The organism is Brachybacterium subflavum (assembly GCF_009299795.1).
GTDB lineage: Bacteria > Actinomycetota > Actinomycetes > Actinomycetales > Dermabacteraceae > Brachybacterium > Brachybacterium subflavum.
The window spans coordinates 552,860-571,530 of the sequence record NZ_VIGP01000003.1; the positions used below are offsets into that span (position 1 = coordinate 552,860).

19 protein-coding genes are annotated in these 18,671 nt (G+C 72.1%); 8 read left to right on the plus strand and 11 right to left on the minus strand.

Annotated features, from left to right (window positions below; all coding sequences use genetic code 11):
- The first annotated feature begins 88 nt into the window (after positions 1-88).
- The 4 genes from FHG10_RS09580 (at position 89) to map (ending at position 3,708) form a co-directional block, all read left to right on the plus strand.
- Entirely contained in the window at positions 89-964 is an 876-nt protein-coding gene (locus FHG10_RS09580; RefSeq protein ID WP_152353077.1) for an ABC transporter ATP-binding protein, read from the plus strand.
- On the plus strand, positions 961-1,737 hold the full coding sequence (locus tag FHG10_RS09585) for an ABC transporter permease (RefSeq protein WP_152353078.1): 777 nt from the start codon (positions 961-963) through the stop codon (positions 1,735-1,737). The genes FHG10_RS09580 and FHG10_RS09585 overlap by 4 nt, the downstream gene beginning before the upstream one ends.
- 97 nt (positions 1,738-1,834) lie before the next feature.
- Positions 1,835-2,875 carry a COX15/CtaA family protein gene (locus FHG10_RS09590; RefSeq protein WP_152353079.1) on the plus strand — a complete coding sequence of 347 codons (1,041 nt, stop codon included), beginning with the start codon at positions 1,835-1,837 and terminating at the stop codon, positions 2,873-2,875.
- Entirely contained in the window at positions 2,872-3,708 is an 837-nt protein-coding gene (gene map / locus FHG10_RS09595; RefSeq protein ID WP_152353080.1) for a type I methionyl aminopeptidase, read from the plus strand. The genes FHG10_RS09590 and map overlap by 4 nt, the downstream gene beginning before the upstream one ends.
- A gap of 154 nt (positions 3,709-3,862) precedes the next feature.
- Here map and FHG10_RS09600 read toward each other — a convergent pair whose 3' ends face one another.
- From FHG10_RS09600 to FHG10_RS09625, 6 genes are all read right to left on the minus strand, one after another.
- The gene (locus FHG10_RS09600) at positions 3,863-4,162 is read right to left on the minus strand and encodes an NAD-dependent epimerase/dehydratase family protein (protein ID WP_193636250.1); all 300 of its coding nucleotides are present in this window, start codon (positions 4,160-4,162) and stop codon (positions 3,863-3,865) included.
- On the minus strand, positions 4,140-4,961 hold the full coding sequence (locus FHG10_RS18495; RefSeq protein ID WP_152353081.1) for a phosphotransferase: 822 nt from the start codon (positions 4,959-4,961) through the stop codon (positions 4,140-4,142). Before FHG10_RS18495 ends, FHG10_RS09600 begins: the two co-directional genes overlap by 23 nt.
- 280 nt (positions 4,962-5,241) lie before the next feature.
- The gene (acnA, locus tag FHG10_RS09610; RefSeq protein WP_152353082.1) at positions 5,242-8,034 is read right to left on the minus strand and encodes an aconitate hydratase AcnA; all 2,793 of its coding nucleotides are present in this window, start codon (positions 8,032-8,034) and stop codon (positions 5,242-5,244) included.
- Between the two features lie 164 nt (positions 8,035-8,198).
- Positions 8,199-9,545 carry a class I SAM-dependent RNA methyltransferase gene (locus tag FHG10_RS09615; RefSeq protein ID WP_227488153.1) on the minus strand — a complete coding sequence of 449 codons (1,347 nt, stop codon included), beginning with the start codon at positions 9,543-9,545 and terminating at the stop codon, positions 8,199-8,201.
- Positions 9,546-9,550: 5 nt separating this feature from the next.
- Positions 9,551-11,791 carry an APC family permease gene (locus FHG10_RS09620; protein WP_227488154.1) on the minus strand — a complete coding sequence of 747 codons (2,241 nt, stop codon included), beginning with the start codon at positions 11,789-11,791 and terminating at the stop codon, positions 9,551-9,553.
- A gap of 66 nt (positions 11,792-11,857) precedes the next feature.
- Entirely contained in the window at positions 11,858-12,616 is a 759-nt protein-coding gene (locus FHG10_RS09625; RefSeq protein WP_152353083.1) for an SDR family oxidoreductase, read from the minus strand.
- Positions 12,617-12,761: 145 nt separating this feature from the next.
- On the opposite strand from FHG10_RS09625, the gene FHG10_RS09630 reads away from it, so the two are divergent.
- The 3 genes from FHG10_RS09630 to FHG10_RS09640 all read left to right on the plus strand — a co-directional run bounded on the left by FHG10_RS09630 (position 12,762) and on the right by FHG10_RS09640 (position 14,981).
- Positions 12,762-13,415 carry a TetR/AcrR family transcriptional regulator gene (locus FHG10_RS09630; RefSeq protein WP_193636251.1) on the plus strand — a complete coding sequence of 218 codons (654 nt, stop codon included), beginning with the start codon at positions 12,762-12,764 and terminating at the stop codon, positions 13,413-13,415.
- Positions 13,416-13,536: 121 nt separating this feature from the next.
- Positions 13,537-14,250: a potassium channel family protein gene (locus FHG10_RS09635; protein WP_152353084.1), complete on the plus strand. Its 714-nt coding sequence runs from the start codon at positions 13,537-13,539 to the stop codon at positions 14,248-14,250.
- Positions 14,247-14,981: a potassium channel family protein gene (locus FHG10_RS09640; protein ID WP_152353085.1), complete on the plus strand. Its 735-nt coding sequence runs from the start codon at positions 14,247-14,249 to the stop codon at positions 14,979-14,981. Before FHG10_RS09635 ends, FHG10_RS09640 begins: the two co-directional genes overlap by 4 nt.
- A gap of 8 nt (positions 14,982-14,989) precedes the next feature.
- On the opposite strand, the gene FHG10_RS09645 is transcribed toward FHG10_RS09640, so the two are convergent.
- Genes FHG10_RS09645 through dut form a run of 4 tightly spaced genes read right to left on the minus strand, consistent with a single transcriptional unit; the run spans position 14,990 to position 17,603 of the window.
- A complete protein-coding gene (locus tag FHG10_RS09645) occupies positions 14,990-15,730 on the minus strand; it encodes a DUF3159 domain-containing protein (protein ID WP_227488155.1) in 741 nt (246 codons plus the stop codon).
- Positions 15,727-16,203 carry a single stranded DNA-binding domain-containing protein gene (locus tag FHG10_RS18225; protein WP_227488156.1) on the minus strand — a complete coding sequence of 159 codons (477 nt, stop codon included), beginning with the start codon at positions 16,201-16,203 and terminating at the stop codon, positions 15,727-15,729. The genes FHG10_RS09645 and FHG10_RS18225 overlap by 4 nt, the downstream gene beginning before the upstream one ends.
- A 9-nt stretch (positions 16,204-16,212) precedes the next feature.
- The gene (locus FHG10_RS09660) at positions 16,213-17,046 is read right to left on the minus strand and encodes a DUF3710 domain-containing protein (protein ID WP_152353086.1); all 834 of its coding nucleotides are present in this window, start codon (positions 17,044-17,046) and stop codon (positions 16,213-16,215) included.
- Positions 17,047-17,048: 2 nt separating this feature from the next.
- Positions 17,049-17,603, minus strand: a complete 555-nt coding sequence (gene dut / locus FHG10_RS09665) for a dUTP diphosphatase (RefSeq protein ID WP_152353087.1) — start codon at positions 17,601-17,603, stop codon at positions 17,049-17,051.
- Positions 17,604-17,668: 65 nt separating this feature from the next.
- On the opposite strand from dut, the gene FHG10_RS09670 reads away from it, so the two are divergent.
- Positions 17,669-18,169, plus strand: a complete 501-nt coding sequence (locus FHG10_RS09670; RefSeq protein ID WP_152353088.1) for a DUF3093 domain-containing protein — start codon at positions 17,669-17,671, stop codon at positions 18,167-18,169.
- 146 nt (positions 18,170-18,315) lie between these two features.
- Here FHG10_RS09670 and FHG10_RS09675 read toward each other — a convergent pair whose 3' ends face one another.
- A complete protein-coding gene (locus FHG10_RS09675) occupies positions 18,316-18,612 on the minus strand; it encodes a DUF4193 domain-containing protein (RefSeq protein ID WP_152353089.1) in 297 nt (98 codons plus the stop codon).
- Positions 18,613-18,671: the final 59 nt, after the last annotated feature.

The window sequence follows — 18,671 nt, forward strand, 5'->3', positions numbered from 1 at the left end:
CCCGATGGATGAGGTCCGGCCCGATGGATGGAGCCGGGTCACAGGTGCAGGGACCTCCCGGGAGCGGGGGCCTAGCATGGTCGGCGTCATGAACGACCACTCCCCCGCTCTCGAGGCCCAGGGCCTCACGCGCAGCTTCGGCTCCGTGCGCGCCCTGGACGGCGTCGAGTTCCGCGCGCATCGCGGCGAGGTCACCGCACTGCTGGGTCCCAACGGCGCCGGCAAGACCACCACCATCGGCTGCGCGACCGGTCTCCTGCATCCCGACGCCGGCACCGTGCGCGTGCTGGGCGAGGACCCGTGGCGCGCGAGCGCCGAGCTGCGGGCGCGGGTGGGCGTGATGATCCAGGACGGCGGGCTCGCCTCCGGTGCGACCGCCCTGCAGCTGCTGCGCTACGGCGCCGAGCTCTACGCCGACCCGCTCGCGGTCGACGAGGTCGCCGAGCACCTGGGGATCACCGAGTTCGCCGGCACGCTCGTGCGCCGCCTCTCGGGCGGGCAGCGTCAGCGCCTGGCCCTGGCTCTCGCGATCGTCGGCCGCCCTGAGCTGGTGTTCCTCGACGAGCCGACGGCCGGCATGGACCCGGCGATCCGCCGCACCGTGCGCGACCTGATCAGGGCGCTCGCCCGCACCGGCACCGCCGTCGTCCTCACCACGCACCTCATGGACGACGTCGAGGGGCTCGCCGACCAGGTCGTCGTCATCTCCGGCGGACGCACCGTCGCCGCCGGGACCGTCGACGAGGTGATCGCCGCCCACCGCGCCCCCGACGCGACGCTCACGCTCAGCGCCCGCGCCCGCGGCGTCGACCCCTCCGTGGCGGGCGTCCTCGCGAAGGACCTGCGCGAGACGGCCGCACGCCACGGCGCCGAGCTCGAGATCACGACCGGCGGCGCCGCCGACCTCGAGAACGTCCTGCTGGACCTCATCGACGAGCGAGAAGCGCAGGAGCACGCCCGATGACCACGCTCCCCGCCGCCGAGCACCGCGCAGCGCCCGCGCCGAGGGCTCGCCGCATCCTCGCCCACGCCGCGCTAGAGGCCCGCATCCTGCTGACCAACGGCGAGCAGCTCATGGTCGCGATCCTCATGCCCGCGCTCGTGCTGCTCGCGCTGCGCTTCGTGCCCGTCGGCCGCGTCGACGGCCTCGCCTCGATCGACACCGCGGTCGCCGCGACCGCCGCGACCGCCCTGATCTCCACGTCCTTCACCTCGCAGGCCATCCAGACCGGCTTCGACCGCCGCGGCGGGGTGCTGCGCTGGATCGCGACCACACCGCTGGGCCGGGACGGCTACCTCGCCGGGAAGATCCTCGCGACGCTCTGCGTGCACGTGCTGCAGGTCGTGGTGCTGGGCGTTATCGCGCTGATCCTGGGGTGGAGGCCCCATCCGGTCGGGCTGATCGAGGCCGTCCCGATCTGGCTCGTGGGCACCATCGCCTTCGGGGCCCTCGGTCTGCTGGTCGCCGGCACGCTGCGCACCGAGGCCGTCCTCGCCGTCTCCAACGTGCTGTTCGTGCTGTTCGTGGCCGTCGGCGGCGTCGCGATCCCCTCGGCCGCCTATCCGCGCATGCTCGGCGGCCTCGTCGACCTGCTGCCCTCCGGGGCGCTCGGCGAGCTGCTGCGCGCCGTCCTGGCGGGCGCACATTTCCCCGTCGGCTCGCTCGTGGTGCTCGTCCTCTGGGCGGTCGCGGCGTCGCTCGCCGTGGCCCGCTGGTTCCGCTGGACCTCCGCGTGAGCACGCACGTGAGCACCCCTGACCAGGTGCCGATCGCACCTGCGATCACCGCCCCCTCATCGCCCCGTCGTCCCTTCCCACTCGCGAGGACCGCCCCATGACCACCGCCCCCGTCGCGTCCGGCTCCGCCCGCCCCGGCACCGCCTCCGCCTCCCTCGCTGCGCTCGCCCCGTGGAAGCGCCGACTCGTGCAGGTGGTCTTCTGGGGGAACCTCATCTGCCAGATGGGCATCATAGTCACCGGCGGCGTGGTGCGGCTGACGAAGTCCGGACTGGGGTGCACCACGTGGCCCAGCTGCGAGCCCGGCCAGTTCACGCCCCGCTACTCGCCGGACATGGGCATCCGCCCGTTCATCGAGTTCGGCAACCGCACGCTCACCGGGGTGCTCGGCATCTTCGCGATCGCGCTGCTCGTCGTCGCGCTGCTGTGGCTGCGCAGGAAGGGCACCTCCTTCCTCGTGCTCTCGATCCTCCCGCTCGTCGGCACCGCGGCGCAGGCGATCGTCGGGATGGCGGTCGTGAAGCTGGACCTGCACCCGATCGCCGTCGCCCCGCACTTCCTGATCTCTATCGCCCTCGTCGTGGTCTCGGCGATCCTCGTGGTGCGGGTCCACGACGGCGACGGACGTCTCCGGCGCGTGGTGCCGACCCCGCTCGTCGCGCTCTCCGCGGTGATGGCGGTCGTCGCCGCCGCAGTCCTGTTCCTGGGCACCCTCACCACGAACTCCGGGCCGCACTCGGGCGACATCGACGCCACGCTGCGCCTGGGCCTGGACCCGCGCACCGTGTCCTGGCTGCACGCGGACTCGGTGATGCTGTTCTGCGGCCTGCTCGTCGGGCTGATGCTGTGCCTCTACCTGATGAAGGCCCCGCGCCGCACCCGCCGCACCGCCTGGCTCGTCGTCGCGGTCACGCTGCTGCAGGCCGTCATCGGCTACACGCAGTACTTCACCGGACTGCCCGAGGTGCTCGTCGGCCTCCACATGACCGGCGCCGCGCTGTTCACCGCGGCCGTCACCGCGATCGTCTCGACGTGCTTCTCGTGGACCGACCTCGCCCCGTCCGCTGCCGACGCGCGCGTGGTCGCCGGCGCCACGAGCCCGGCGCCGTCGGCCGACGAGGAGGCACGCCGCCGATGATCCTGCGCCGTCGCCGCCAGCGCCCCGCACCGCAGCGGCCCACGACCTCCGAGGCAGTCCCCGCAGGGCGGTTCGTCGCGAGCGTGCTCTCGCACCTGCGCGAGACCGTGTCCGTCGGCGACTCCCTGCTCGACATCGACGCCGAGGCCCACCGGATGATCCGCGAGGCCGGGGCGACCAGCTGCTACCTCGACTACCACCCGCGCTTCGGGGCCTACCCCTTCGGCCGCGTCATGTGCACCTCGGTCAACGACACCGTGCTGCACGGCAGGCCGTACGAGCGAGTGCTCGAAGCCGGTGACCTGCTCTCCCTGGACTTCGCCGTGGAGCTCGAGGGGTGGGTCGCGGATGCGGCGCTGTCCTTCGTGGTGGGGCCGCAGAGCGCCGCCGACCCGGCGGACCTCGCCCTCATCGCCGACGTCGAGACGACCATGTGGGCCGGCATCGCGGAGGTCCGCGCGGGCGCGCACGTGGGCGACATCGGCCATGCCGTCGAGGACGCTGCCAGGCGCCTGGGCCACGTGATCAACCACGAGTTCGGCGGGCACGGCGTGGGGCGCACCATGCACGAGGCGCCCTTCGTCCCGAACCACGGCGCGGCCGGGACGGGACCGGTGCTCGAGGCGGGCATGCTGCTCACGGTCGAGCCGTTCCTCATGCACTCGACCGACGCCGTGCACATCACCGACCGGGACGGGTGGTCGGTCATGTCCGACGACGGCTCGCGCGGCGCGCACGCCGAGCACACCCTGCAGGTCACCGACGGCGAGCCGATCGTGCTCACCGCCCGCGAGGGCGAGGACCTTCCCGTGGGGGTCGCGCCGCCGCGGTGACGTCCGCGCGTGCGGCACGGCCGCGCATGCTGTGAGCGGGGATCGTCCCGCCCGGCACCCGGCGTCCCGGTCACACCCGGAGCGGCCGTGCCACCTCCAGCTCGCCCTGCTCGATCAGCCAGCGGACGGACTCCAGGATCGCCTGCTCCGGCTCCTACGCCGGGGCGTAGTCGAGTGGGCTCCTCGCCTTCTCGATGCGGAACACCTGGCTGCGGTGCAGATGGCCCCAGCTCTCGATCGCGAACTGCTCGCTGGTCGACGCCCGGTACTCGTCCCACGTGATCGGCTCGATGCTCGCCTGCTGCCCGAACCAGCCCGACGCGATCTCGACGTCTCCGCGCACCGACAGCGCGGTCGGCGCGACCGCGGTGAAGTCCTCCCCGGCAGAGGCCATGCGGTTCCCCACGGCGAGCTCGAAGAGCTGGGCGACGTCATCCGCGTGGAGGTGGTGCATCGCCTCCATGCCGCTGCCGGGCAGTCGCAGGACGTCTCCGGAGGACTGGACCCGCCAGGACTCGGGATCGGTGTTGCCGAGAGGACCGGTGGGGTTCCAGCCCGGGCCGACGATGCGGCCCGGGCTCGACCCCGCCGTTGTCGGGATCGACGAGCACGGGGCCGCGCTCTGCGAAGACGAGGTTGGAGGCTTTGAAGTCCGAGCTCACACCGCATCGCGGCAGCTCCTCGTCGCGATCCTTCAGGAGGGGCCACGACCGTGACCACCATCGTTCGGCGAGGGCGGTGACGGCGGAACGGGCCTGGCGCGCGGCGTCCGGGGCGAGCTTCGCGTCGAACACCTCGCGCAGCCCAGTGAGGTCGTTGTCGACCTCTGCTCGACGGGTCCCGGGGTGCCCGTACTCCCCCAGCCCAGCGGTGGGTGCGTCGCTCGCATGCAGCCTGCCCAGCAGATCGCCCGCACTGCGGATCTGTCCGGAGCGACCTGCGTAGACCTCGCCCTCGATGTACGGGTAGACGACCCAGTGCTCCCCCGCGTGCTCGAGGGGCCCGCGGACCGGGCTGACGACGGGTATGCCCCGCGTCGCGAGGGCACGTGTCCACTGAGCCATCGCCTCGGCTCGGCGATCGGTGACCTTGACGACGACGGACTCGCCGCCGGCCGTTCGCCCCCTGTGCACGCGGGCGAATCGCGTCAGGCTGACCGGCTCCAGTTCTGCGAGGTCGAAGAGCTCTCGGAGCGCCTCGGGTGAGCCTGCCGCATGCGACCGGGCTCCTGCGGTGTCCGTCTCGTCTGCCATCGGCCCAGCATGACCGGACCTGTGCGGCCTCGCAACGGGAATCCTGGGCGAGGGCGGAGCCCCGTCGCCCTCGGAATGCACGATGGCCAGGATCTATGACGTTCTGGGCATCAGAACGACATGGATCCTGGCCATCGTGGCACCGGCGGGTCGGCGGGTCGGCGGGTCGGCGGGCCGGCGACCCGGCCCGCCGACGATCCTGCGGGCCGACACACGAGACGGGCGCGGTGCCCGGGCCACGAGCCCGGGCACCGCGCCCGTCGGGTGCGTCGTCGGCGGATCAGGCCTCGACGAGGGAGCGCAGCACGTACTGCAGGATGCCGCCGTTGCGGAAGTAGTCCGCCTCGCCGGGGGTGTCGATGCGCACGACCGCGTCGAACTCGATCGGGTCGGCGCCCTCGCGGGTCGCGGTGACCTTCACGGTCTTCGGGGTCGCGCCGTCGTTGATGGCGGTGATCCCGGCGATGTCGAAGGTCTCCTCCCCGGTGAGGCCGAGGGACTCGGCGGTCTCGCCGGCGGGGAACTGCAGGGGAAGCACGCCCATGCCGATGAGGTTCGAGCGGTGGATGCGCTCGTAGCTCTCGGCGATGACGGCCTGGACGCCCAGGAGCTTCGTGCCCTTGGCGGCCCAGTCGCGCGAGGAGCCGGTGCCGTACTCCTTCCCGGCCAGGACGACCAGCGGGATGTCCTGCTCGGCGTACGCCTGCGCCGCGTCGTAGATGAACTCCTGCTCACCGGTCAGGAAGTTCTTCGTGTACCCGCCCTCGACGCCGTCGAGCAGCTGGTTCTTGATGCGGATGTTCGCGAAGGTGCCGCGGATCATCACCTCGTGGTTGCCGCGGCGGGAGCCGTAGGAGTTGAAGTCCTTGCGCTCCACGCCGTGCTCGCGCAGGTAGCGGCCGGCCGGGGAATCGGCCTTGATCGCGCCCGCGGGAGAGATGTGGTCCGTGGTCGTCGAATCGCCGAGCTTGGCGAGCACGCGGGCGCCCGCGATGTCCTCGACCGGCTCCGGGTCCTTGCCCATGCCCTCGAAGTACGGGGGCTTGCGCACGTACGTGGAGTCACCCTCCCAGTCGAAGGTCGCGCCCTCGGGGGTGTCCAGCGAGCGCCAGCGCTCGTCGCCCGTGAAGACGTCGGCGTAGTCGTCCTTGAACATCTCCTGGGTGATGTTCTCGGCGATGGTCTGCTCGACCTCGGTGGGCGAGGGCCAGATGTCGCGCAGGAACACGTCGTTCCCGTCCTTGTCCCGGCCCAGCGCGTCGTTCTCGAAGTCGAAGTCCATCGTGCCCGCGAGCGCGTAGGCGATGACCAGCGGCGGGGACGCCAGGTAGTTCATCTTCACGTCGGGGTTGATGCGGCCCTCGAAGTTGCGGTTGCCCGAGAGCACCGAGGTGACGGCGAGATCGGCCTCGTTGATCGCGTCGGAGATCTCCGGCGCGAGCGGACCCGAGTTGCCGATGCAGGTGGTGCAGCCGTAGCCGACGAGCTGGAAGCCCAGCGCGTCGAGGTACTCGGTGAGACCGGACTTCTCGTAGTAGCCGGTGACGACCTGCGACCCGGGGGCCAGGGAGGTCTTCACCCATGGCTTCGAGACCAGGCCCTTCTCGACGGCGTTCTTTGCGAGGATGCCGGCGGCCATCATCACCGAGGGGTTGGAGGTGTTGGTGCAGGACGTGATCGAGGCGATCGAGACGATGCCGTGGTCGATCGAGAAGTCCTTGCCCTCGACGGCGGTGGGCTTCGAGGCGCGGTCGTGGACCTTGAGGTCCAGCTCGGGGGCGCGGCCGCCGGCCTCGTTGTCCGAGTCCGGGGTCGAGGGGTCCGAGGCGGGGAACGAGCCGTCGCCGCCGTCGGCGTTCGGGCTCGAGACGGCGCCGTCGGCCGCATAGCTCGGGAGCACCTCGCGGAAGCTCTCCTTGGCCTGCGTGAGGATGATGCGGTCCTGCGGGCGCTTCGGGCCGGCGATCGAGGGGACGACGGTCGAAAGGTCCAGCTCGAGGTACTCGGAGTACTGGGCCTCGGTCGACGGGTCGTGCCACAGGCCCTGGCGCTTGGCGTAGGCCTCGACGAGCGCGAGCTGCTCCTCTGAGCGGCCGGTCAGGCGCAGGTAGTCGAGCGTGACGTCGTCGATCGGGAAGATCGCGCAGGTGGAGCCGAACTCGGGGCTCATGTTGCCGATGGTCGCGCGGTTGGCGAGCGGCACCTGGCCGACGCCCTCGCCGTAGAACTCGACGAACTTGCCGACCACGCCGTGCTGGCGCAGCATCTCGGTGATCGTGAGGACGACGTCCGTCGCGGTGGCCGCGGCCGGGATCTCGCCGGTCAGCTTGAAGCCGACCACGCGCGGGATCAGCATCGACACGGGCTGGCCGAGCATCGCGGCCTCGGCCTCGATGCCGCCGACGCCCCAGCCCAGCACGCCCAGGCCGTTGACCATGGTGGTGTGCGAGTCGGTGCCGACGCACGAGTCGGGGTAGGCGCGCAGCACGCCGTCCACCTCGCGGGTCATGACGGTGCGGGCCAGGTACTCGATGTTGACCTGGTGGACGATGCCGGTGCCCGGGGGGACGACCTTGAAGTCGTCGAAGGCGGTCTGGCCCCAGCGCAGGAACTGGTAGCGCTCGCGGTTGCGCTCGTACTCGAGCTCCATGTTCTTCTCGAGCGCGTCGAGGCGACCCGCGACGTCGATCATCACGGAGTGGTCGATGACCATCTCGGCGGGGGCGAGCGGGTTGATGCGCTCCGGGTCGCCGCCGAGGTCGGAGACGGCCTCGCGCATCGTGGCGAGGTCGACGATGCAGGGGACGCCGGTGAAGTCCTGCATGATCACGCGGGCGGGCGTGAACTGGATCTCGGTGTCCGGCTCGGCGCTGGGGTCCCAGGACCCGAGGGCGCGCACGTGATCGGCGGTGATGTTCGCACCGTCCTCGGTGCGCAGCAGGTTCTCCAGCAGGATCTTCAGGCTGTAGGGGAGCTTCTCGTGGCCGTCGACGGTGTCGATGCCATAGATCTCGTACTCGGTGTCGCCGACGGCGAGGTTCTCCCTCGCGCCGAACGAGTTCACGGTGCTCACGGAGCGCAACTCCTTCGATTGTGGGGCGTGGTGCCATCGTAATCCGCAGGGGCGTGCGTGATCCGACGGCTCGCAGTGCTGGTCCGACCCCCGATCAGGGAGTGCGCGGCGGCCGACGCCGGCCGTCCGCCCGGACGCTATCTCTTGACGTCAAGATAAATATATCATGAGGCGCGAGTCAGGACCGCCACCGACTCGATGTGATGCGTGTGGGGGAACAGGTCGAAGGCGCGCAGGTCCTCGACCCTCCAGCCGGCCTCCTCGGCGGCCTTCAGGTCGCGCGCGAGCGTCGAGGGCTCGCAGGAGACGTAGACGATCCGCTCCCGGGTGCGGGCGCACAGCATCGCCATCAGCTCGGGGCCGAGGCCCGCGCGCGGCGGGTCGACGACCACGCGATCGGGGTCCTTCTCCTGCGCGCGCACCCACGGGGCGACGTCGGCCGTCTCGGCGCTCGCCTGCGGGAGGGCCGAGAGGTTCTCCTCGGCCAGCGCCCCGGCGCGACGGTCGCCCTCCACGCTGAGCACGCGGCCCGCGGACCCGACCTCGTCGGCCAGCGCGGCCGCGAACAGCCCGACGCCGCCGAACAGGTCCCAGACGGTGTCGCCCTCGCGGGCCTCCGTGTCGCGCAGCACCACGGAGGTGAGCACCTCGGGGGCCTGGCGGTGGACCTGCCAGAAGCCCGTCGCACCCACGCGGAAGCGCCGTCCCAGGACCTCCTCGGCGACCATCCCGTCGCCCGAGAGCGCGGTGAGGCCGTTCGGCCCCTGGACGGCGAGATCGGCGTCCACGAGGCCTGCGGGCACCTCGAATCCGCCGGAGCCGTCGGCCCTTCCGGCCGAGAGGCCCCGACCGATCAGGACGACGGCGGGGCGGCCGACGGACGGCGCGACCGCATCGACGGCCTCCACCCCCTCGGGCAGCGCGAGATCGGGCAGGCCCAGGGTGCGGATCTCCTCCGCCGCCAGAGGGTTCTCCCCCACCGGGTGGACCTCGTGGGAGCGCCAGCCGCGCATGCCGAGCAGCCCGTCGGCCCCACGGGTGAGGCGCACCCGGGTGCGCCAGCCCAGGCCGTCGGTGTCGTGGGGCGCGGGCTCGACCTGCGCCTCCTCGGTCGTGAGGGTCGAGACGCCCGCACGGCGCAGCAGGTCCTGGAGGACCTCGGTGGCCAGGCGGCGCTGCGCGTGCAGGCCGATGTGCGCCCACTCGGCCCCGCCGACGCCGTCGGTCCCCGCCTCGGGCCAGACGCTGGGCACGCGGTCGGGGCTGGGGTCGAGGATCTCGAGCGTCTCCGCGCGCCAGAAGCGCGCCTTCGCGGAGTTCTTCGCGTCCTCGAGCAGGCGCGCGACGACGGTCTCACCGGGGACTGCGCCGCGCACGAACACGACGCGGCCCTCATGGCGGGCCACGAAGGTGCCGCCGGCGGCCGGGGCGCCGACCGTGAGCGTGAGCAGCCGTCCCAGCGCGGTCCGCTCGGGCTCGGCGCTCGCAGCGCGCCGCATGTCCCGTGCCATCGTCCTCACCTTCCCAGGAGCCGTGCGCTCCTCGCCTCCTCGCGCGCCCGGCGGGCGCGGCGATGGTCCTGTGCGGTGGCCGTGCCCGCGCTCGCCAAGATATCGGTCTGCTGCGGGCGGTCCGGTCCGCCGTCCCGCCCGAGCTGCCACGGCACGCTCGCGACGACCACGCGCGGCAGGTGCGCGAGACGGTCGCCGAGACGGCGCACGGAGTGGTTGTGCAGGGGCGAGAGCCACCAGTGTCCCACCAGGAACAGAGGGAGGTAGACGATCACCACGTCGCGCGGGTTGCGCCTCAGCAGACTGCGCACGTGGGCGAGGACCGGACCGTTGACGTCCCGGTAGGGAGAGTAGAGCACGCGCAGGGGCACCTGGATCCCCAGGGAGCGCCAGCGCTCGACGGCGCGGCGCGCATCGGCGTCCTCGTCGTGCACGGCGACGGCCTCGAGGGTCGAGTGCCGCGCGGCGGAGGCGACCGACAGCGCGCGCATCGTGGGCCGGTCCAGTCCCGAGACCAGCACGATCGCATGCGAGCGGGAGGGCAGGGCGGTCGGGTCGTCCACACCCTGGCCGGGCAGGCGGGGACCGATGAGCGTCCCCTCCCCCGCAGCCGACGGGACGGTGTCGGCGGCGCCTCCCGCCACGGCGTCGGACCGGTCCGCGCCGTCCGCGTCCGCGCTCTCGTCCTCGGCCCCTTCGACGTCGGCCCCGTCGTCGGCGGCCCCGTCGTCGGCGAGCGCGGGGATCGCGAGCTGCGCGCGCACGGAGGCGTAGTGGCGCTCGATCAGGCTCATGAGCACCCACAGCGCGCCCATGATCACGACCGCCGCCCAGGCGCCGTGCGTGAACTTCGTGGTGACCACGATGAGGAGCACGGCGGTGACGACGACGAAGCCGATGACGTTGACGACGCGGCGCAGCCGCAGGGTGCGGCGCATGCCGCCGCGGATCTCGAGGCGGATGGCGCGCGTGAAGTGGCGGACCATCCCCAGCTGACCCAGGCTGAAGGAGACGAACACGCCCACGATGTACATCTGGATGAGCACGCTCACGCGGGCACCGGTCCACCACACCAGGAGCCCGGCGGCGACCGCGAGCAGGATGATGCCGTTGGAGTAGGCCAGGCGGTCTCCGCGCACGCGCATCTGCTTGGGGAAGCTGCCGGCCGCGGCGAGCACGCTCGCGAGGTTGGGGAAGCCGTTGAAGGCGGTGTTCGCGGCGATGAACAGGACGATGCCGGTCACGGCGGTCACCGCGTAGAAGAGCAGGGACCCCGGGCCGGAGAGCGCCTGGGCGATCTGCCCGATCACCGGCAGCTGCTGGTAGTCGGGGATCGGTGCGCCGTCCCGCACCAGCTCGCTCGAGGGGTCCTCGACGTAGCGCACGCCCGTGCGGGCGGCCAGCGCGATGATCCCCAGGATCATCGCTGAGGAGATCGCGCCGAGCGCGAGCAGCACGATCCCGGCGTTGCGCGCCTTGGGCGGTCGGAAGGACGGCACGCCGTTGCCGATCGCCTCGACGCCGGTGAGCGCGGCGCTGCCGCTCGAGAAGGCGCGCAGAACGAGGAGTGCGCCGCCGAGGGCCGTGAGCCCCTGCGCGTAGCCGGGCTCGGCGACCAGATCGAGGTCAGCGCTCGGTGCGCGCCCGATGCCGCCGGTGAACGACTCGACCGCGCCGAGGACGACCATCAGGCCGATCGCGGCGATGAACAGGTAGACCGGGATCGCGAGCAGCGCGCTGGACTGGCGCACCCCGCGCAGGTTCACGAGCGCGATGAGGGCGATGAGGACGAGTGCGACCCACATCTCGTGGCCGTGCAGGAAGGGCAGGATGCCCGAGGTGTAGTTGGCCGCCTGGGCGACGGAGACCGCGACGGTGAGCGCGTAGTCGACGAGCAGCGCGGAGCCGACCAGCCGTCCCGCTCCCCTGTTGAGATTCGTGCGCACGACCTCGTAGTCGCCGCCACCGCCGGGATACTCGCGCACCGTGTTGAGTCCGGTGAGGACCACGACGGCCATCAGCAGCACGACGGCGACGGCGACCCACCAGCTGATGACGTAGCCGGTGACGCCGGCCAGGGCGAGGGTCAGCAGGATCTGGTCGGGGGCATAGGCGACGGAGCTCAGCGCGTCCGAGGAGAAGGTCGGAAGCGCGAGCCGCTTGGGCAGGCGCTCCCGGGACAGTCGATCCGTCGCGAAGGCGCGCCCGAGGACGAGGCGCTTGAACGCGCCGGAGGGGCCAGGCACGACGGCCATTCTACGTGCCCCTTCCACGTGCCCCTTCACGTCGCCCCCGGGCCGCAGACTCCCCTGTCAGGGGTACACCTGGACCTCGCCGCCGTCGACGAACAGCTCACTTCCCGTGACAAAGCTGGACTGATCCGAGGCGAGGAACAGCACGGCGTCGGCGATCTCCGCCGGATCGGCGGCTCGCCCCAGAACCGTACCGCCGGCCAACTGTCCGACCAATGCGTCCGCCTGCTCCGCGTCCTCGGCGAGGCCGCGGAGCCCCGGGGTGTCGGTGGGGCCGGGCACCACCGTGTTCACGCGCATTCCGCGGGACGCGAGCTCAGCGGCCCATACCCGACCGAACTGGCGGATCGCCGCCTTCGTGGCGGAGTAGACGCCGAACCCGACCGTGCCGCGGCGCGCCGAGCTGGAGCCGGTGAGCACGATGCTCGCCCCGTCGCTCAGCAGCGGGAGCGCCCGCTGCACCGTGAAGACGGTGCCCCGCACGTTGACCTCGAAGGCGCGGTCGAAGGCCTCCGGTGTGAGGGACTCGAGAGGCTGGTCCGTCTCTCCTCCGCCGGCATTGGCGAACACGATGTCGAGGCGATCCCCTTCGGCGCCGATGCGTGCGAACAGCGCGTCGAGGTCGTCCAGATCGGAGACGTCGCTCCGGATGGTGATCGCGCGGTCCCCCAATGCGCCAGCGGCGGCCTCGAGCGCCTCCTCTCGGCGTCCGGTGACGTAAACACGCGCCCCCTCGGCGATGAAGCGCTGTGCAGCTGCGAGCCCGATACCCGTGCTGCCTCCGGTGATCAGGGCTGTCTTGCCTGCGAGCTGACCCATGGCGGTCGTCCTCTCCTGTGGTGTCGGTGAGATGTCCCAGCGGCCGAGGACGTCGGCGCCACGAGGATGCACCAAGCGTTCTTGACCGCTCGGTCCACCATATGGGTGCTGGACCGGACGGTCAAGAACGATTAGGGTGCGGCACATGGCGAGACCACGACAATTCGACGAGGACGCGGTGCTGCACGCCGTCTGCGAGCAGTTCTGGGACGCCGGGTACGCGGCGACCTCGCTGCAGGACCTCATGCGGGTCAGCGGCCTGGGAAAGGGCAGTCTCTACGCCGCCTTCGGGGACAAGCACGAGCTCTTCCTGCGGGTTCTGGGCCGCTACGCCGATTCGCTCGTCCTCGCGGTGCGCAGGTCCATCGGTGCGGCGCCGCGAGCGGTCAACGCACTGCGCGCGTTCGTGATGACGCCGGTGGCCGGCAACCCCACGTGCCGCTCCGCCCGACGCGGATGCCTCCTGGCCAACAGCACCACCGAACTCGCCTTCGCCGATCCTGCCGTCCTCGCCTTGGCGCGGCGCACCTACGAAGGGCTCACCGATGTGCTGTCCGAGGGCGTGGCACGGGCCCGGGTCGAAGGCGACCTGAGCAGCTCCGGTGCCCCGGTAGAACTCGCCCGGGCGCTCCTGGCCGCTCAGCAGGGCCTGACCTTCATGGGGCGCACAGGGATGCAGATCGAGGAACTGACGACGACGGCCCGCTCGCTCGCGGATCGGCTCCTGCCCACGTCCACTCCCGGTGACGGGATTGTGGACGCACTGCGCGAGCCGCGCTCCGAGCGGACATCGGCGTGACGCGCGGGGTTCGCGCCGACACAGCGCGCCTTCTCCTCGGCTCGTCGAAGCACATCGCTCCCTCGCCGACGACGCAGCGTTCGTCTGCGCGCCGAGGATGTGCGCGGACTATCGTGGCCCTGTGCACTTCGTGATCATGGGCTGCGGACGCGTGGGGGCGATGCTCGCCCACAAGACCCTCCGCATCGGGCACGAGGTCACGGTGATCGATCGCGATCCCGTGGCCTTCCAGCGTCTGGGGCGGGACTTCCCCGGGCGCTGCGTGACCGGCATCGGATTCGACCGCGAGACCCTCGAGGAGGCCGAGATCCGCTCCGCCGCGGGCTTCGCCGCCGTCTCCAGCGGCGACAACTCCAACATCATCGCCGCACGGGTGGTGCGCGAGGAGTACGGGCTGCGCAACGTCGTCGCCCGCATCTACGATCCCCGCCGGGCCGAGGTCTACGAGCGCCTGGGCGTCGCGACCGTGGCGACCGTGCGCTGGACGAGCGCCCAGATGCTGGGCCGACTGATCCCGGGCGCCGCGAGCCGCGAATACCAGGACATCTCCGGGAAGGTCACGATGATCGCCGTGGTGCCCGACGAGTCGTGGATGGCCGCGCCGCTGGCGAAGATCGAGCAGGAGACCGGCGCCCGCGTGGCGCTGCTCACCCGTCTCGGCGAGGGCGTGCTCCCCGGCCCCGGGACCCGGCTGCAGGAGGGCGACGTGCTGCACCTGATGGTGCCGACCCCGCGCCTGCCGGAGATCGAGAGCACCCTCGCCCATGCGCGCGGCAGCGCCGTGGACGGCACCCCAGGGGGCGCCGGCAGCAACGGCACGGAGGAGGCGCGATGAGGGTCGTCATCATCGGGGCCGGCAGCGTGGGCCGCTCGATCGCCCGCGAGCTGCTGACCAAGGGCCGCTCGGTCACCCTCGTGGACCGCTTCGTCTCGCCCGAGAAGCGCGCCTCGGTCACCGGCGTGCAGTGGGTGGAGGGGGATGCGGCCGAGCTCGCCGTGCTCTCGGAGGCCGACGTCGCCTCGGCCGACGTGGTCGTCGCCGCGACGGGCGACGACAAGGTGAACCTCGTCGCCTCGATGCTCTCGAAGACGGAGTTCCTGGTCCCGCGCACCGTCGCGCGCGTCTCCCACCCCTCGAACGAGTGGATGTTCGGGGACATGTGGGGCGTGGACGTGGCGGTCTCCACGCCGCGCACGATGACGGCCCTCGTCGAGGAGGCCGTCAGCGTGGGACGGATCGTGAAGATCTTCAGCTTCTCCGGCTCGCGCACCGACATGGTCGAGATCACGATCCCCCGCCGCAGCCCGATCGTCGGGCGCCTGGTGGGCTCGATGCGATGGCCCGCCTCGTGCGTGCTGGTGGGCATCATCCGCGACGGGCAGCCGATCGCCCCGTCGGCCCATGATGCGCTCGAGGCGCACGACGAGCTGATGTTCCTCGCCGAGTCGGAGCACCTGCAGGCCCTCGAGGAGCTGCTGGCCCCGCCGAGCGCGCCGCAGGATCCCGAGGAGCTGCCGAGCATCCGCACCGAGGAGATGCCCGGCGTGCGCCCCGAGGAGCGCTGAGCGAGGGCTCAGACCATCGTGTCCGGCGCGCTCTCCGCCTCCGCCTCGAGGCGGGAGCGCACCGAGCGGTGCAGCATCCACACCAGCCACACCACGAGCGCGAACAGCGGCAGCCCCATGACGAGCTTCGCGACGCCGAGCGCGGCGACCTGCCCGCTCAGATAGAGCGGGAGCTGCACGGCGAGCTTGAGCACGTAGAGGCCGACGAACAACCAGGTCGCCTGCGTGTAGGCGCGTCGGGCGAGGGGCGATCCGCGCCAGGCGGCGACGCGCGGGTCCAGGAGGCCGACGACGACGCCGACCAGCGGGTGGCGCGCCAGGATAGAGACCACGAGCACGGCGGCGGCCACCGCGTTCGTGATCAGCCCGGGCACGTAGAAGTCGGTGCCCTGTCCCGAGCGCAGTGCCCAGATCGCGCCGACGGCCACCCCGATCAGCCCGCCGAGCACCTGCGAGGGGTTCTGACGCTGCACGAGCCGCACCACGAGCGCGACCAGGACGACGGCCACGGCCGCCCCGCCCGCGATCGGGATCGACCGGGTGATCACGAACAGCACCACGAACAGCGCCGTGGGCAGGACGGATTCGAGGATCCCGCGCGGGCCGCCGAGGGCGTCGCCGACGGAGAACTCCTCGCCCGCGAGGACAGCGCCCATTCCCGAGCGCGGCGCGGCATGGCCCGGCCGCCCAGCGGTCGCGTCCTCGGCGCGCTGAGCGGCCCTCTCCTCCGGTCGCTGTGCAGAGCTCACGCGTCCTCCTCCTCGCCCGGCAGGCCGGTGATCTCGTAGCGCGGGTTGTACATGACCTTGTGGTGGCCGCGGCGGGCGGCCACGCCCTCGAGGACGAGACGGGTGCCGGGTCCGACGCCGGGGATCCGCGACTGGCCGAGCCAGATCGCCGTGACGGTGCCGGTGCCGTCGAACACGTCGATCTCGAAGGACTGCGGGGCGCTCGTCGGCGGGATCACCATCGAGCTCACGAAACCGGTGACGCGGACCTCCCGTCGGCGCTCGATGTCCTGTGCGCAGTCGAAGCCGTCCTCCCGGGCGCGCCGGCCCGCCTCACGGGCGTCGAGCACCTCGCTGTCCACGAAGTGGCCGCGCAGCCGCTCGGCGAGCTGCTCGGCGCGGCCGTGGCGCTCTCCCGCGCGGGGCGGCGCCTCCGCGGCACGCGGATCCTGGTTCCGTGCTCCCCTGGCTTCCCTGGCTTCCCTGGTCCTCATCGGGCCCCCTCAGCCGATCTCCGTGATCTCGGGCCCGCGCTCGAGCGGGTTCAGCGCGGTGTCCTCGGCGGGGACCAGACCGGGTCGCTGGCCGGGGAGGTTCAGCGGGATGAGCTCCTGGGGAGCCATGGCATCGCCGCCCCGCACCACCACGATGCGAGAGATCAGGGTCTCGAAGCCGCGCGAGGCCTCGGCGTCGCCGAGGGCCGGGCCGGAGAGGATCGCCCGCAGCAGCCAGCGCGGGCCGTCGACCCCGATGAAGCGCGCGGGCCGGTATCCCACGCGGCCGTCGGACCGCTTGACGGGCAGGCGCGCGATGAGCTCGGTGCCGAAGGGGCCCGGCCGGGTCTCCGCGGTGCCGCCCTGCTCGACGACGGAGCCGCGCAGCGAGGTGCGCACCTCGTCCCACAGCGCGCGCGACTTCGGGGCCGCGAAAGCCTGGACCTGCAGCGAGGACCCCTCGATGACGAGGTTCGCGCCGGTGACGGCTCGGGTGCGCTGGTCCATCTCCATGCGCAGCTCCATGCCCTCGACCATGGGCACGAGGAGTCCGCCCAGGTCGATGCGGTCCTCCTCGGGGGCATCGGCCGCGTCGAAGGGGCCGTCCTCGAGGTGGTCGCCGCCGAGCGCCTCGTCCGCGGCGGCGGGCTCCTGGGCCTCCGAGGTCGCCTGCTCGGGATCGCTCGCGCCCTCGTCGGACGTCGTCGACGCCGATGCGTCGTCCTTCGCGTCCGTCGACCGCGCGTGCTCGGCGGTGGCCTCGGCGTCCGTGTCCTCGGCCCCTTCCCTGCCCGGGTCCTCGCCCCTGCCTGCGTCCTTGTCCTTGCGGGAGAACAGTCCCATGCTCACTCCTTCCCGTCGGCGCCGGCCGCGGTCGCGGCGGCTCCCTCGGTCGAGATCACGGTCGCGCCCGGATCCCCGGCGCCCTGCAGGCCGCCGCTCGAGCCGAAGCCGCGGTCGGCGCGTTCGCTCTCCTCGAGGTCGGCGACCACCTCGAGGCGCGGGGCGACGAAGGGCACCACCACGAGCTGCGCGATGCGGTCCCCGCGGCGGACCACGAACTCCTGCTCGCCATCGAGGTTCACCAGGGGCACCCTGACCTCGCCGCGGTAGCCGGCGTCCACGACGCCGGGTCCGTTGAGGACCGTCACGCCATGGCGGACGGCGAGCCCGGAACGCGGGCACACCAGGCCCACGGTCCCCTCCGGCAGGGCGAGGCTCACACCCGTCCCCACCAGGGCCCTGCCCAGGGCGGGGATCACGAGGTCCTCGGAGCTGATGAGGTCGAAGCCGGCATCGTGCGCATGCGCGCGGTAGGGGAGCACGGCCTCCTCCGCGAGCACGACCGGCATGCGGGGCGCTCCCCCGGGCTCGGCCGCGGGCTGTTCGTCGATGGTCATGACTCCAGACTAGGCGCACCCGGGGGCCGCAGAATGCTCTCCGGTGCGCGTGAGACGATTGGCGCATGCCCGACGCCTCCGCCGATTCCGCCCGTCCCCGCGCGCTCTCCGATGCCGCTGCCCTGCATCGCGAGAGGCTCCTGCCCAGCATCGGCGTCTGGCTGGTGGGGATCGCGTTCGGCAGCGTCCTGGGAGTCATCCTGGTGCCGCTGTCCCACGCGCTGTCGCTGGCCGTGGGGATCATCGGCGTGGTGGGCGTGTGCGTGATGCTCGCGATGGCGAGCCCGGTCCTCGAGGTCTCGGACGGCACGCTCAGGGCGGGCCGCGCGAGGATCCCGGCGGACCTGCTGGGCGAGCCCGAGGTCCTCGACAAGGACGGCTGGTCCGTCGCGATGTCCGTGGGCTTCGAGCCGCTCGCCTTCCATCTCACGCGCGGGTGGGTGCACACGGGCGTGCGCGTGCCCGTGCTCGACGAGGCGGATCCCACCCCGGCGTGGGTCCTCTCCACGCGTCGGCCCGAGGATCTCGCCCTGGCGCTGCGCAGCGCGCGCTCCCAGCGCTCCTGACAGGCGGCGCTCCCGACCCCGACTGCGGGCCCGGTCCTCCGATCGGTCCCGTGATCACGACGGGACGAGGAACGGGGTGGCACACCGCATGGTGTGCCACCCCGTTCTCATGCGCGCCGGCGCCGCAGGGCGCGGGATGCGTCCCCTCAGGCGCATTCCTTGCAGATGATGACCGTGCCCTCGACATGGTCGATCTGGCTGCGGTGCTTCACCAGGAAGCAGCTCCCGCAGGTGAACTCGTCCGCCTGGCGCGGGAGCACACGCACCGACAGCTCCTCGCCGGAGAGGTCGGCCCCCGGGAGCTCGTAGCCGTCGGCGACCTCGGCCTCGTCCTCGTCGACCGCGGGAGTCGCGGCCTCGTTCCGGCGGCCCTTCAGCTCCTCGATCGAGTCCTCGGAGGACTCGTCGTCGTTCTTGCGCGGTGCGTCGTAATCAGTGGCCATCGGAAGTCAATACCTCGATCAGGAGAAGAGTCGGGAGTCCGGGCACAAAAGGAGTGTCT